The following is a 12,217-nucleotide window of genomic DNA, read 5'->3' as shown; positions in this document are numbered from 1 at the left end:
CCATCAGAGATGTGTATAAGAGACAGGCGCTCGGTCTTTCAGTTCCGGCACCGCCATCTGGAGGAACGGGATTCCACCGTACGCGAAGACGACGACGGAGAACACCGGGGCAATCCACTCGCTACCCGGAAACGTTGGGACGGAGAAGCCAAGCCACTCCTGCAGTGTTTCGCTATAGAGAAGAACGGGAATCGAGAGGATCGTCGAGACGAAGAAGCGTCGGCGGAACATCTGTTCGTGGCCCTCGTGCATCCCGCCATGGCCGTCATGACCACTCCCGTGATCGCCGTGTTCCTCCTCTTCGTGGTGGTGTTGCGGACCTGCCTCGTCTTCGAGTAGCGCTTGTTCTGACCCTGCCCCGATGTGAGAGCTATCGTGTTTGCCTTGGTCCTCTCGATGACGATGATGGTCCGAATCGCCGTCCGAATTTCTTGGCCGTTCGTCCATTATCGACAATTTACGTCTGTATACGCTTCAACAGGGTGGTCGATCTGTATCTCATTTCGAATTATTTCGCGTCTCGAGATGCTCCGAACCTACAGAAGGATAGTGCAAGCTCACAAACCATTGATTTATCTGTAGAGGACAGACACCCACCTCCGGCGTGTCCGGTGGATAGGTTTAACAGAATCCGGCATCGAAGTAAGCCTGCTCCGTTGGTGTAGCTCGGCCAATCATCTCGGCATCTCACGTCGAGGACCGAGGTTCAAATCCTCGACGGAGCATCAAACTCAGAGCAAGGAGGTTGAGGAAGTTCCATTCTGTGTGGACAGGCCGTCTGGGTTCAACCACGAACGCCTCCTGTGAACCTCGCTACTTGACTGCACAGAGTAATGTGCCTATAGCCAGAATCCTGTGTCAGGGAGACAGTCGATATGAGATGGCAAATCAAGGAGATTGAATGGGAAGCTGTCGCGGGCATCCTAGCGGCTGTTCTCGCGCTCGTACTCCATTTCTTGCACATCGTAGACGAATCCGTACTTCTTCAGATTACGCTCGTTCTCATGGCGTTCTTGTTCATCAGCCATCTTCGACGCGAATCAGAAACGGAGACCCTCTCCGAGTCCGTCGCTCACACCGAACGCACCGTCGAAGAAATCCGAGCTAGTATAGATACTCCCGACCTCGAACTCATCGGTCCAGCACAACTCAGACCGCGGAGTACCCAGTTTGGTCAAGGTGCCCGTGGTGAAATGATCTGGTTCAACGTCTGCCTGCTGATGTTCATCCCCCAGGATTTGTTCGACGCGTTGCTTCGTCCACCGATTGAAAATCCAGAGGTTTCCTCAATTCAGTTCGTCCTTGATGAGAGTGAACGAGAGCGCTGGAAGACACAGGTCAAACCGAAAGTACAGGAATGTACAGGCGCCGAGTCGGTACGGGAACCTGTCTGGCGCGACCTCGATGAAAACGTCTCGTTCATTCTTCGCGGGACTGAAAACGAGCAGACGGACGCGCTGTTGAGTTTCTGGGGCGAACCGTTTATGGCCCGGACGACACAGGACGTCCCCCGCTATATCATCCACGTCGCACGGGATTCTGAACTAATCCCCCAGCTGCAGGATATCGAGCGCGAACACCGCTTGGGAACGAATTGAGGAGCACACTTTTCCCGTGAGCGCCCGAAACACTCATTGAAGGAGTTTTGACCGACCCCATTCACCATTCGACCGGTGGACACCCCCCGACAACATATCAGCTACAATGAGACCCCCACGCTTACGCGGCTATCTGAACGAGGAATTCGAGTTTCCGGTTGATCGAGCGGGGGTCATCGAACGTGTCGGAGACGTAACGATTGATGCTCCCGACGACGATGACTCGGAGTCGATTAGTGCGATGCTGGAACGGGACAACGACAACCCGTACGAAACTCTTGAAGACCTCTTCGCGTCGATCTATGGTAGTCTCGACGATAGTTACATCGGACGAAAATACTACGACGATCGTGGCAGCAACGTCGAAGAGGTGACTGGGGACTACCCGCGCGACGAACGGAACGTCTCCTTCTGACGGCTACCAGAATTTCAGGTTCTGTTTGACGGATTCGCGTTTCATCTCCTGGATCTCCTCGGTGATTGGGATATCCTTCGGGCAGACGGTCGTACACGAGAACTGCGTATGACACTGCCAGACCCCATGTTCTTTGTCGAGTAGCTCCAGTCGACGTTCCTGTGCAGCCTCCCCTTCGCGTTCATCCATGTAGAACCGATATCCCTTGACGATGGCTGCAGGACCGATGTACTCGTCGTCGAACTGTGAGGGATTACACGACGACGTACAACAGCCACATTGGATGCAACGCGAGGCCATCTTGATCTTCTCACGATTCTGGGGAGATTGGCGCTGTTCTTCGAGTTCCCCATCAGGAAGCTCGTCGGGCTGGAAATATGGTTCGACGGATTCCATCCGCTCGAAGAAGTGATCCATATCCACTACAAGGTCCTTGATCACTGGTTCGTGAGGGAGCGGTTCGACACGGACTGGCTCGTTGAGATCAGAAATTTGCGTTTGGCAGCCGAGTCGCTGGCTGCCGTTGATGAATAGGCCGTCACTTCCACACACCGCCATTCGGCACGAATGACGGAATGTGAGACTCGAGTCGAAGTGGTCACGGGCGTAGATGAGTGCATCCAGGACTGTCATCCCCTTTTCGTAGGGAACGTGGAAGTCATCGAATCGGGGTTCTTGCTTGGCTTCGACGTCAGGATCGTACCGGAAGACCTTCAGGAGCGTTGTCTCTTCATCGGCGGAAGACTGTGTGTCAGCGGCCGCTTGTGCCTCCCGCTCGTTTGCTCGGTTCTGTTTCTTATCGAGACGCCGCTGCTGTGGTGAAGAGCCAGTGTCGGATTTCTCCTCTGTCTCTGAGGGTGTTTGTTGAGAGCTCATATTCGGGGGTGAACTGCTAAAATTCGCTCAGGAGGGTACCGGAGTTCCATGTGAAAAGATAACGGGGGGACATCCAAATAGCTGTCTCCAAGGAGTCACAGGAAAATGCCTCATTGACCAAGCATATGCTCTAAAAACCGGAACGTCGAATCTCTGCTGAGTCGCCGAGTTAATCAGAATTCGAAGGAACAACACGCCGGTACTTCGTATTTAATGGATTGGAGGGAGCAGCAACACATATACCCGCTCCAGACCTTTCACTAGACGTAGTGTCCACTTCCCCCGAAACCGACGAACGGCGCTGGCGGTAGTTAGGGTCCGGAAGTGGACAGTATCGCGGAGTACGGTCAGTCGGATTCACCCGACTGACTCAACCACGATGCTCACTCGCTTTCTCGGTTGTATCGCCGTCATCATGACCTCCAAACGCACACCCACAAATGACAGCAGAAAACGAGTTTACCGTCACGCCCTACAGCGTCGATGGAGAAATCGACTACGAGAAACTCCTCGAACAGTTCGGGGCTGACCAGCTCTCGGACGACCAGATCACAGCCTTCCCCGACCCAGCCCATCCGCTAGTTCATCGAAGGGTGTTCTACGCAGAACGTGACATAGACAGGTTCCTCTCCGCTGTTAACGCCGAGAAACCACACTCTATTGTTACGGGCCGTGGCCCATCAGGGCCGATGCATATCGGTCACGTCCTCCCGTTCTACTTTGCCAAGTACCTACAAGAACAGACAAATGCTCTCGTCTACATTCCAGTATCCGATGACGAGAAATACTTCCTCAAAGAGATGTCTCTCGAAGTAATCGGTGCCCACACTCGTGAGAACTTACTCGATCTGCTCGCAGTAGGATTTGATCCAGATCGGACGCGTATCATCGTGGATACAGCGGATGGAGACGTGGTGTATCCCCTCGCAACCGCATTTGCAAAGGCGGTGACCCAGTCGACCATCGAGGCAACGTACGGAGAACCTGCGAATATTGGTCTGTCATTCTATCCCGCAGTACAGGCGACACACCTCCTCCTGCCGCAACTCATCGAGGGCCGCCATCCGACGCTCGTTCCGATCGCGATCGATCAAGACCCCCATATCCGCATCTGTCGGGACATTGCGGACAAACAGCGATACGACGTCGATAAACCGAGCGCGTTGCTCTCGAAATTCCTTCCGAGCCTCGCAGGGCCAGGCAAGATGAGCTCTTCGGATGACGCGCCCAGTATTCTCCTCTCTGACGATAGAGAGACCGTGTTCGAGAAGATCCGGACCCACGCGTATTCCGGTGGTCAGTCTACCGTCGACGAACATCGAGAACAGGGCGGAGATCCCGAGAGAGACACGTCGTTCCAGTTTCTCTCGTATTTCTTCGAAACGGATGACGAGCGGCTGGAACGAATTTCCCAGGAATATCGTGATGGATCGTTATTGAGTGGTGAACTCAAGGATATCGCGGCAGAGAACATAGCTGATTTCCTCGAATGTCACCAGGAGCGACGAAGTCAGTTGGGGTCACTCGTGGATGAGTTACCAGCGTACAGATTGACCGATGCTGAGCGAAACCGGGCTCGCCATCGAGTCGGATTTCTTGATAATGGGGTATTTTAGAAATGGCTGTATCCGTCAATTCAAAGCGAATTGCGGGATTTACCTGGGATTGAACTCCCCCCGACCTAGTCGTATCATTGCCCGCATAGCGCACAATCTGAGGTTCGGAGATGGGTTCGGTCTGTGTTCTTGAAATCGTTCGGCCAAGGGTTTAGGGCGCTTCCGAGTTTAAATACATACGCTATGGTTTCAACAGGAGATACTGCGCCGAATTTCACAGCGACGTACCGAGGAAGCGACCATGAGACGTTCAAACTCGACGAGCATCTCGGGGACGGTCCCACCGTACTAGCGTTCTTCCCCGGTGCGTTTACACCTCCGTGTTCGAACGAGATGGTAGCCCTCCAAGAGCGTCTCGATGAACTTCAAGATGCGGGAGCGACACTCTTCGGCATCAGCGCCGATTCATCATTCTCCCTTGGAGCGTTCGCAGACGAGTACGATCTCGAGTTCGACCTCGTCAGTGATATGGGGGGCGAAGCGATTCCGGTATACGACCTTTCAATCGACATCCCGGACTTAGGCCTGTACGGTGTCGCCAACCGGGCTGTGATCGTCCTCGACGAAGATCGGACTGTGACCTACAGGTGGGTAGCTGAAGCTCCGACGAACGAACCAGACTACGATGAACTCATCGAGGCTGTCGAGGCAGTCTGACAAACGGCGGCTCCGTCAGTTTGAACGACACGCTTTGAGTTGAGTAATCTCTGGAAGTAGAATGCTTCTATGATATCCTCCCAAGACTCAAGAATTGAGTTTTCATCAAATTACATATAGAATTCGTTTATTCATCGACTTCCGTTTTCACGACGACTGTCGGTCGGGTGGTTAGCCGAAGCACGCGTTCGGTCACACTTCCGAGTAGCGCGCGGTATTCCGCTGGCCGGTGTTTCGTCCCGAGGACGACCATATCGATATCCTGTCGATCCCCATACTCGAGTATCGTTTCGACGGGATGTCCGTGTTTTACTGCGTCGATCATCTCGACCTCACTGTCTGCCGCACTCCTTCGGACCTCCTCGATTGCCTCCTGTCCGCGTTCTTCGAGTCCATGTTCGGGTCCCTCTGCCTCGTCGACGTACTCATCTCCACTGTATGCCGTGTAGATGCTCTCGTCGACAACGAAGAGCGCATGAAGGGTAGCATCGTGCATCTCGGCGAGTTCGATCGCATGGGATTCCGCGTTCTTCGATGCAATCGTGCCATCCGTGGCGAGTAGAATCTGGTCGTACATAGAGCATCGTTCGTCCAGCTAGCCGATAAGGATGGTCATCGCAACGAGTCGACGAATTGGACCGAAACGCTGTTAATCGCTCTTTTTGGCGAGAACGATCAATGCAGTACTATCGGTCTGTGCTGCTGGCGCTACTTCACGCGTTCCGTCGAACTGGACGACATCTCCCGATTGTACTATATGGGACTCCCCATCGAGTTGCAGATCGATCTCACCTGAGATCAAATAGAGAATGACCTGTCTTTCAGGGTGACTGTGTGCACCAACGCTTTCGCCTTCGTCCAGGGATAATCGGATTGTTTTCGGTTCTTCGGTCGGGAACACGGCAGCGTGCGGTACACCTTCACAGTCCTCAATTGATTTTACCGGTGCCATGAATCCATTATGGGACTGAACAGCCCTATGTGCATCGAACTCTGGCTCTATTACTTGCTGTGACAGTCACCGTCCAGCAGGAATATTGGCGTTTCTCGGGCTCAAAAGTGGGATTCGCCCCTATGCTTTTTCGCCTTCCACGAGTAGTTTCGAATACGCACCGGACAGCAATACTATGACAAACGACAAATCTAACATAGTTGTCACATTCAATCCGCAAGAATGGGTCGACGGACCGTACCATCTAGACGATGGGGCAGACAAACAACTGAATCCCGCCGAAAACCGAGATTCAGTAACGTTCGAAGTGCCGTGGGAAGACGGAACCGACGAAGAGGGAACGATATTCCCGGACGAGTCGTACGAAGCAAATCAGTTGCAATCTCACCCTGCGGCTCCAGAGTGGGTCCAAAACTGGGAGGGGCCATACTACGTCCGGACAGAATTAGCTGACGACGAGTAGTAGTTGGCTGACAGCTCAGTCCACGTGCTGTGCGTGTAATCGGTCGAGAAGAGCTTTTCCAATCCTGAGGGTAGTCTCTGATTCGCGCCGATCAGTTAACGTGAACGCGGACGACATGACCACCGCAGCCGCACTGCTCGATATATTCCCACTCGACGTCCTCATCTCCAAACCGATCATCAAGCGCATCGTAGAGGAACCCCTCGGGATGGCCGTGTGCCTTGTGCGTGACGAGATTCACGTGGTGACCGCTGGTCGTGTGCTCGACCGCCTCGATTCCGTGACGCTTGAGTAGCGAGAGGTCGTCTTCGTACTGTGGCTTCTCGAGGTTGGCGGACCAGGAATTATCGTGGTTTCGGTCGGTGACAGGTTCAGTCTCACCGTGTGCGTGGTCGTCGCCGTGATCGTGGGAGTGACTTGCCATCCTCTGATATTGGTCTGCTATTCGGATAAGGGGTTTGGTGGTGTCTCTCCCCTTTTGGGTGGAAAGTCGTCTGGGGTATTTCAGCACAGAGCACGCACTGAACGTATGGACGACCACAAACCCGGAGGGGATTGGGAGGACGCGATACACAGTGGCCTCCCCGACTTCTATAGAGATATCAAATCGGTACCGGTCACGGTCGAAGCGGTTTCGTTCGAGGAAAAGCGTATCGAGACGGAACACCGGATGTTCGAACGAACCATCATTCGTGTTCGCGGCGAAGGCGTAACTGGATTCGGAGAAGACGTCACTCGCTCCAGGGAGGCACACAATCGACTTCGCGAGGACGGACTAGCGCTTCCGACCGGTGACTGGACGGTCGGAACGTTTTCGGACGCTCTCGATGCCGATTCGAATATCTTGACACAGACTGCGTCCAGAGACGCTCCCGAGTATTTGCGTTGGGCGATCGAGAGTGCAGTTCTAGATCTGGCACTCAAACAGTCGGGGCGATCGCTGGCATCGGTACTGGACCGTACGTACGAGCCGATGGCATTCGTCGTCAGTCTACAGCTCGGGGATTCTCCACACATCCGTCCCGTGAACCGGTTCCTCGACGCGGATTCGGATATCGAATTCAAGATCGACGTCCCCGACACGCCGAGCGATGAGTTACTCTCGGCCCTCTCGGATACTGGTGCGGTTCGAATTCTGGATTTGAAAGCACAGTACGGTTCGGATGTCGGGGCTCCCACTGATCCGGACCTCTACCGGCAGTTGTTCGAGACGTTCCCGGATGCACTCATCGAAGATCCGGCCGTCACGGATACGACACGACCTGTGCTCGACGAATATGCTGACCGAGTCTCCTGGGACGCCCCGATAACGGGTGTCGAAAGCATCCAGGAACTACCTTGGGTACCAGCTGCTCTCAACATCAAGCCGTGTCGGTCTGGGACGCTCGAATCACTCTGTCGTATTCTCGAATATGGCTTGCAACACGATGTCGAACTCTATGGAGGTGGAATGTTCGAACTCGACGCTGGCCGAGCGCACTCACAGGCGCTCGCCTCGCTGTTCTATCCAAACGGTCCAAACGACCTTGCACCACCTGCGTATCACACCTACCGAGCCGACAAATCCTATCCCTCAAGTCCGCTGGAGCCACCGGCCAAACCGGCCGGAATCGGGTGGGATATCAGATAACCAAAATCACTCCGTTCTAAGGGAACTATATTGGAACAGAAGCATTCTTAGTCGCTACAGGCCGCACTCCGCGCTAATCGCGTTCGGACGCTGATTCCTCATCGTCTGTTCGATCACGACGATCACGCACACAACGTACGGTTGGACAGCGAGCTCTACGGGCTGCGCTGAATGGACGGAGTGCCTTCTCGACCATCAAACGCCGATACGGGTCCGCTGTCACGCTACGCGCTTGGTACCGCGAATATTCGTGAACTAGTGCTCACTGCCGCGGTCTACAACCTCGAACGATCCTTTAAACAGAGACTGCTATACCGGATTCAACAAGGCACAGGAGTCGAAATACTGCGGATTTGATTGTCTCATCAGGGTACTAGTTGGTTGCCCTCCTCATCATAGACGGTAATTGCATCAACGGGGCACACGCGACCAGCCATCTCGGCATCAAATTCTGCTCCGTCTGGAACATCTCGAATGTATAATCCTGGTTCCCTCTCGTCACTTCCAACAAGTGTGGCTTTGCCAGCATCACGATCTTCGATGAATTTCTCCCATTCATGGACGCAGTTGAATATCCCGGTGCACGTGTCTCGATCAAATTCAACATACATGATTATTCACGCCTCGTGTCAAATTGTAACCAGTGGATTTCATTAGTGAGTTCAAAGGGCGCTCCGTTGGGTGAATATCTCGTACACCGAGGGTCGTTATCTCGGGTATACATCTCGCGGGATCACCAAGCCGTGATAGAAGTGTCATTCACAACTCATCGCTCTTCACCTTTCAGTAACCGTCACTCGCCACTCGTCGTCTGTTGCTTGAGATGTTTCATAAGTGTATCCATGTTCTTCAAGGACGGGATAGAGTGGTTCCGGTTCGTGGTCGGCGATTAGTACAAGCATTTCATCATCGGGAAGAACGTTAAGCGCTGTCAGTATCTCATCGAAGGGATTTCCAGTAGTTTCACGGCAATCAAATTCGTGGATTCTGTCGTCATCGGTGTCGGCCCCCATATTCTCTGATTCGTGTTGTAGTGGGATAGTCATTCTGCCGATGATGCTCGCGTTGTCCGAATATCACCAATCAGAGATCCATACAAATGTGTTCGCGGGATTGCGTATATGAGAAGAGTGACAGCAGGGCACCTCCAATTCTGACGGCCGCTCCCATTCGAGTGGATAATCAGTCCTGATAATAGTATTCGCCGCTCGATTTTTGTTGTCGGTCGAGTTGACTGCCCGGCTTATTCACTCGAGGCCTGCCGGTTCGTCCGTCCCGGCGAAACGTGATTTCGAGGGCAGATAGAAACGCGTTCATGCCGTCCCGCATTGATTGCGAAGAATCTGCATAGCCACTCTGGCTCGGCTCACCCTCGAAAACGATCAACCGATCGGCAACTCGATCGATGACGAAGAGGTCGTGATCCACGACGAGCACGGGTCGATTCGTTCGTTTGCTGAATTGGTGAATCCGATCAGCGAGTACCACTCGACGGTCCACATCGAGGAACGCTGAGGGTTCGTCCAGGAGATAGAGATCTGCATCACGAGCGAGACATAGTGCAATCCCGACACGCTGTAACTCCCCGCCCGAAAGCGAGTCAAGTGAGCGAGTATACAACGATTCGAGGTCGAATGGATTCTGAATTCGTGTTTTGAATGATTGGGCGTGGATATCGGTGACTGATGCAAAGCGTTCACGGACTGCAACGTCGCTATCCGGCGTGATATACTGGGGTTTGTACGATACGAGGACATCTTCCGGAACCCGGCCACTATCGGGAGTTACACTCCCAGCAAGCATTTTCACGAACGTCGTTTTACCCAGCGCGTTCTCTCCGACGATACCCACCGATTCCCCGGCGTGAATCTGACCTGGTTCGACGATGAGCGAAAAGTCCGCGAACGATTTCTCAAGCTGCGGATATACAAGGGCCGGTTCGTTGTTTCCGCTGTCGCGAGAGCCAGCCGACGGGAAGTCGATTGAGTGACGCCGAATTTGGACGTTTTCTTCCGATAATTTTCCCTCCAAAAACTGGTTGATGCCCGTCCGTACTGCCGACCGCTGGGCAACGACGCCGAATCCCCCTGGTTCACCGTACAAGACGTGGATCGCATCAGAGAGTAGGTCGAGCGTCGCAAGGTCATGTTCTACGACAACAGCCGCGGAATCGGTTTCCTGTACGTGACTGCGGATCGTCCGTGCCACTGACAACCGCTGTTTGATGTCCAAAAACGACGAGGGTTCGTCGAACAGATAGAGATCCGCCGTCCTCGAGAGAGTAACCCCGATAGCAACCCGCTGTCGTTCACCCCCGGACAGATCAGACAGCGACCGATCGAGGATCGAGCGGAGACCAAGTGCATTGACGAATCGATCCGGATCGTCAGAACGGGAAACGAGCAGTTCGCGTACCGTATCAGCCTCGGTCTCGTGGAGGGAGTCGACCCGTTGGTCCTTGTAAGCGGTGACAACCGACTCGTCTCGGAGTTGTTCGAGATGAGTCTGCAGGGTCGTCCCCCGAAACGATTCAATCGCCCGGTTCCAGTCTGGTCCTTCACCGTCCCCGCCAAAATTTGGCACTTGGCTACCAGACAAAATGTCCAACGCAGTACTCTTCCCGATGCCATTGCGGCCGAGAAGGCCGATTACAGAACCATCGTCCGGGATGGGGAGATTGTACAACCGGAATCCGTTCTCACCATACTGGTGGACGAGTTGTCCGGTTTCCGCCGGAAGTGGAATAATTTGGATCGCGTCGTTGGGGATCTTCTTTTCGATGAGTTTGTGCTCGGCCAGGACGTTAGCGTCGTCGATGTGGAGTTCACCATGCTCAGTGACGTGGAACCCCTCGTGTCCGGACCGATTCAGCGGATCATATTTGACCGCGATATTTCGTACTTCGTCGGTGACCTCATCCTGATCGATGATTGCGACGTATTCTTGCTTCCGTCCGCTTTGAGGCACTGTCATGGATTACTTAAACCATCAGTCCGAGTATTCATAGGTGACTGTTGCGGGAGAATATCCCAGTAAATCGAGCCGTATGTGGTGAATTTGGGGTTGCTCGATCACCGATGCCGATCGAGCAGGTCAGACGACGGCTTCCACTCGGCGTCTTCGTCAAAGTACTGTTCGACAATCGGTTTGTCGGGCATCTGGCCTGTTTGGCGCTTCTCTTCGCTGTAGGACGGTCGCCCCTCTTCCACGAAGAACCGGCCAGTCAGAATTTCGCCCTCGTGGAGACGCGTATCGGTTTCCCGCATCATTTGCGCCGCTTCGTCACGGTCGTGGACGTCGAACTCGAAATCTTCGGAGTCCTGAACGTCGATGTAGGGCACGTATTGCTTGGCGTCCTTGTTCCATGTCGGACACTGAGTGAGAAAATCGACGTGGGCGAAGCCGTCGTGGTCCATCGCTTCGACGAGTATTTCCGTCGCCTGCCGGGGATTAACCGCTGCAGTCCGTGCAATATATGTTGCACCCGCATTAAGGCCCCACTCCAGTGGCCGGATCGGGTTCTTCGCCGAACCGGATGGTTGCGTCTTGGATTTGTGTCCCTTCGGACTCGTCGGCGACGTCTGTCCTTTGGTCAACCCGAAAATCTCGTTGTTGAACACGATATAGGTCATATCGTGGTTCTCGCGGGCTGTGTGAGTGAAGTGGTTGCCCCCAATGCCGTATCCGTCGCCATCGCCACCTGCGGCAACGACCTCCAGATCGGGATTCGCGAGCGTTGCCGCTCGCGCGACCGGGAGCGACCGACCGTGGATCGAGTGGAACCCGTAACTCTCGAAATACGACGAGAGTTTGCCCGAGCATCCGATTCCCGTGACGAGCAACACCTCGTCGGGGTTCTTGCCACGTTCCACCATCGCTTGCTTTAATGTCTTCAGGACGGCGAAGTCCCCACAGCCGGGACACCACGTCGCCCGTGGTTCGACACCGGGGGTGAACGCGTCTGTATCTACCTCTTGATCTGCACCAATTGCGTTGAATGCACTCATTGT

14 protein-coding genes, 1 tRNA gene and 1 pseudogene are annotated in these 12,217 nt (G+C 54.1%); 7 read left to right on the top strand and 9 right to left on the bottom strand.

The genetic code is table 11. The features are described 5' to 3' along the window. Positions 1–24 precede the first annotated feature (24 nt). Positions 25–447: pseudogene (locus C480_RS18945) on the bottom strand (heavy metal translocating P-type ATPase); the annotation flags it as partial. A 203-nt stretch (positions 448–650) separates the two neighbouring features. On the opposite strand from C480_RS18945, the gene C480_RS18940 reads away from it, so the two are divergent. The 3 genes from C480_RS18940 to C480_RS18930 all read left to right on the top strand — a co-directional run bounded on the left by C480_RS18940 (position 651) and on the right by C480_RS18930 (position 2,013). Continuing rightward, a tRNA-Glu gene (locus C480_RS18940) sits at positions 651–725 on the top strand. Between the two features lie 468 nt (positions 726–1,193). Next, entirely contained in the window at positions 1,194–1,598 is a 405-nt protein-coding gene (locus C480_RS24320; protein ID WP_241433876.1) for a hypothetical protein, read from the top strand. A 106-nt stretch (positions 1,599–1,704) separates the two neighbouring features. Beyond that, complete coding sequence (locus tag C480_RS18930) at positions 1,705–2,013, top strand: DUF5789 family protein (protein ID WP_006667254.1); 309 nt, start codon at positions 1,705–1,707, stop codon at positions 2,011–2,013. 3 nt (positions 2,014–2,016) lie between these two features. Here the strand turns inward: C480_RS18930 and C480_RS18925 are convergent, their stop codons facing one another. Continuing rightward, complete coding sequence (locus tag C480_RS18925) at positions 2,017–2,889, bottom strand: succinate dehydrogenase/fumarate reductase iron-sulfur subunit (RefSeq protein ID WP_049903991.1); 873 nt, start codon at positions 2,887–2,889, stop codon at positions 2,017–2,019. A gap of 440 nt (positions 2,890–3,329) precedes the next feature. On the opposite strand from C480_RS18925, the gene C480_RS18920 reads away from it, so the two are divergent. Further along, positions 3,330–4,505, top strand: a complete 1,176-nt coding sequence (locus C480_RS18920; RefSeq protein ID WP_006667250.1) for a tryptophan--tRNA ligase — start codon at positions 3,330–3,332, stop codon at positions 4,503–4,505. Between the two features lie 183 nt (positions 4,506–4,688). Then, a complete protein-coding gene (locus C480_RS18915) occupies positions 4,689–5,162 on the top strand; it encodes a redoxin domain-containing protein (RefSeq protein ID WP_006667249.1) in 474 nt (157 codons plus the stop codon). Between the two features lie 127 nt (positions 5,163–5,289). Here C480_RS18915 and C480_RS18910 read toward each other — a convergent pair whose 3' ends face one another. Together C480_RS18910 and C480_RS18905 are read right to left on the bottom strand one after the other, a co-directional pair. Continuing rightward, on the bottom strand, positions 5,290–5,739 hold the full coding sequence (locus tag C480_RS18910) for a universal stress protein (protein WP_006667248.1): 450 nt from the start codon (positions 5,737–5,739) through the stop codon (positions 5,290–5,292). Positions 5,740–5,811: 72 nt separating this feature from the next. After that, positions 5,812–6,114: a cupin domain-containing protein gene (locus C480_RS18905; protein ID WP_006667247.1), complete on the bottom strand. Its 303-nt coding sequence runs from the start codon at positions 6,112–6,114 to the stop codon at positions 5,812–5,814. 175 nt (positions 6,115–6,289) lie between these two features. Here C480_RS18905 and C480_RS18900 point away from each other — a divergent pair, with 175 nt between their 5' ends. Continuing rightward, positions 6,290–6,577 (top strand): hypothetical protein, encoded by a 288-nt coding sequence (locus tag C480_RS18900; protein WP_006667246.1) that lies wholly within the window; start codon positions 6,290–6,292, stop codon positions 6,575–6,577. Positions 6,578–6,668: 91 nt separating this feature from the next. Here the strand turns inward: C480_RS18900 and C480_RS18895 are convergent, their stop codons facing one another. Further along, entirely contained in the window at positions 6,669–7,001 is a 333-nt protein-coding gene (locus C480_RS18895; RefSeq protein ID WP_006667245.1) for a CGCGG family putative rSAM-modified RiPP protein, read from the bottom strand. Between the two features lie 105 nt (positions 7,002–7,106). On the opposite strand from C480_RS18895, the gene C480_RS18890 reads away from it, so the two are divergent. After that, complete coding sequence (locus tag C480_RS18890) at positions 7,107–8,207, top strand: hypothetical protein (RefSeq protein WP_006667244.1); 1,101 nt, start codon at positions 7,107–7,109, stop codon at positions 8,205–8,207. A gap of 365 nt (positions 8,208–8,572) precedes the next feature. Here C480_RS18890 and C480_RS22495 read toward each other — a convergent pair whose 3' ends face one another. The 4 genes from C480_RS22495 to C480_RS18880 all read right to left on the bottom strand — a co-directional run bounded on the left by C480_RS22495 (position 8,573) and on the right by C480_RS18880 (position 12,214). After that, positions 8,573–8,818, bottom strand: a complete 246-nt coding sequence (locus C480_RS22495; protein ID WP_006667243.1) for a ferredoxin — start codon at positions 8,816–8,818, stop codon at positions 8,573–8,575. Positions 8,819–8,983: 165 nt separating this feature from the next. Beyond that, positions 8,984–9,220: a DUF2249 domain-containing protein gene (locus C480_RS22490; RefSeq protein WP_006667242.1), complete on the bottom strand. Its 237-nt coding sequence runs from the start codon at positions 9,218–9,220 to the stop codon at positions 8,984–8,986. A gap of 169 nt (positions 9,221–9,389) precedes the next feature. Then, complete coding sequence (locus tag C480_RS18885) at positions 9,390–11,180, bottom strand: ribosome biogenesis/translation initiation ATPase RLI (RefSeq protein ID WP_006667241.1); 1,791 nt, start codon at positions 11,178–11,180, stop codon at positions 9,390–9,392. A gap of 98 nt (positions 11,181–11,278) precedes the next feature. Then, positions 11,279–12,214: a thiamine pyrophosphate-dependent enzyme gene (locus C480_RS18880; protein WP_006667240.1), complete on the bottom strand. Its 936-nt coding sequence runs from the start codon at positions 12,212–12,214 to the stop codon at positions 11,279–11,281. Positions 12,215–12,217 lie beyond the last annotated feature (3 nt).

Origin of the sequence: Natrialba aegyptia DSM 13077 (assembly GCF_000337535.1) — an archaeon.
GTDB classification, from domain to species: domain Archaea; phylum Halobacteriota; class Halobacteria; order Halobacteriales; family Natrialbaceae; genus Natrialba; species Natrialba aegyptia.
Note: the sequence above shows the minus strand (reverse complement) of the source record. Positions and strands in the feature narration are given on the sequence as shown.

Bases quoted from the DNA above. Each gene is read 5' to 3' on its own strand.
- C480_RS24320 (WP_241433876.1), top strand. From the start codon at position 1,194: ATGATCTGGTTCAACGTCTGCCTGCTGATGTTCATCCCCCAGGATTTG.
- C480_RS18930 (WP_006667254.1), top strand. From the start codon at position 1,705: ATGAGACCCCCACGCTTACGCGGCTATCTGAACGAGGAATTCGAGTTT.
- C480_RS18925 (WP_049903991.1), bottom strand. From the start codon at position 2,889: ATGAGCTCTCAACAAACACCCTCAGAGACAGAGGAGAAATCCGACACT.
- C480_RS18920 (WP_006667250.1), top strand. From the start codon at position 3,330: ATGACAGCAGAAAACGAGTTTACCGTCACGCCCTACAGCGTCGATGGA.
- C480_RS18915 (WP_006667249.1), top strand. From the start codon at position 4,689: ATGGTTTCAACAGGAGATACTGCGCCGAATTTCACAGCGACGTACCGA.
- C480_RS18910 (WP_006667248.1), bottom strand. From the start codon at position 5,739: ATGTACGACCAGATTCTACTCGCCACGGATGGCACGATTGCATCGAAG.
- C480_RS18905 (WP_006667247.1), bottom strand. From the start codon at position 6,114: ATGGCACCGGTAAAATCAATTGAGGACTGTGAAGGTGTACCGCACGCT.
- C480_RS18900 (WP_006667246.1), top strand. From the start codon at position 6,290: ATGACAAACGACAAATCTAACATAGTTGTCACATTCAATCCGCAAGAA.
- C480_RS18895 (WP_006667245.1), bottom strand. From the start codon at position 7,001: ATGGCAAGTCACTCCCACGATCACGGCGACGACCACGCACACGGTGAG.
- C480_RS18890 (WP_006667244.1), top strand. From the start codon at position 7,107: ATGGACGACCACAAACCCGGAGGGGATTGGGAGGACGCGATACACAGT.
- C480_RS22495 (WP_006667243.1), bottom strand. From the start codon at position 8,818: ATGTATGTTGAATTTGATCGAGACACGTGCACCGGGATATTCAACTGC.
- C480_RS22490 (WP_006667242.1), bottom strand. From the start codon at position 9,220: ATGGGGGCCGACACCGATGACGACAGAATCCACGAATTTGATTGCCGT.
- C480_RS18885 (WP_006667241.1), bottom strand. From the start codon at position 11,180: ATGACAGTGCCTCAAAGCGGACGGAAGCAAGAATACGTCGCAATCATC.
- C480_RS18880 (WP_006667240.1), bottom strand. From the start codon at position 12,214: ATGAGTGCATTCAACGCAATTGGTGCAGATCAAGAGGTAGATACAGAC.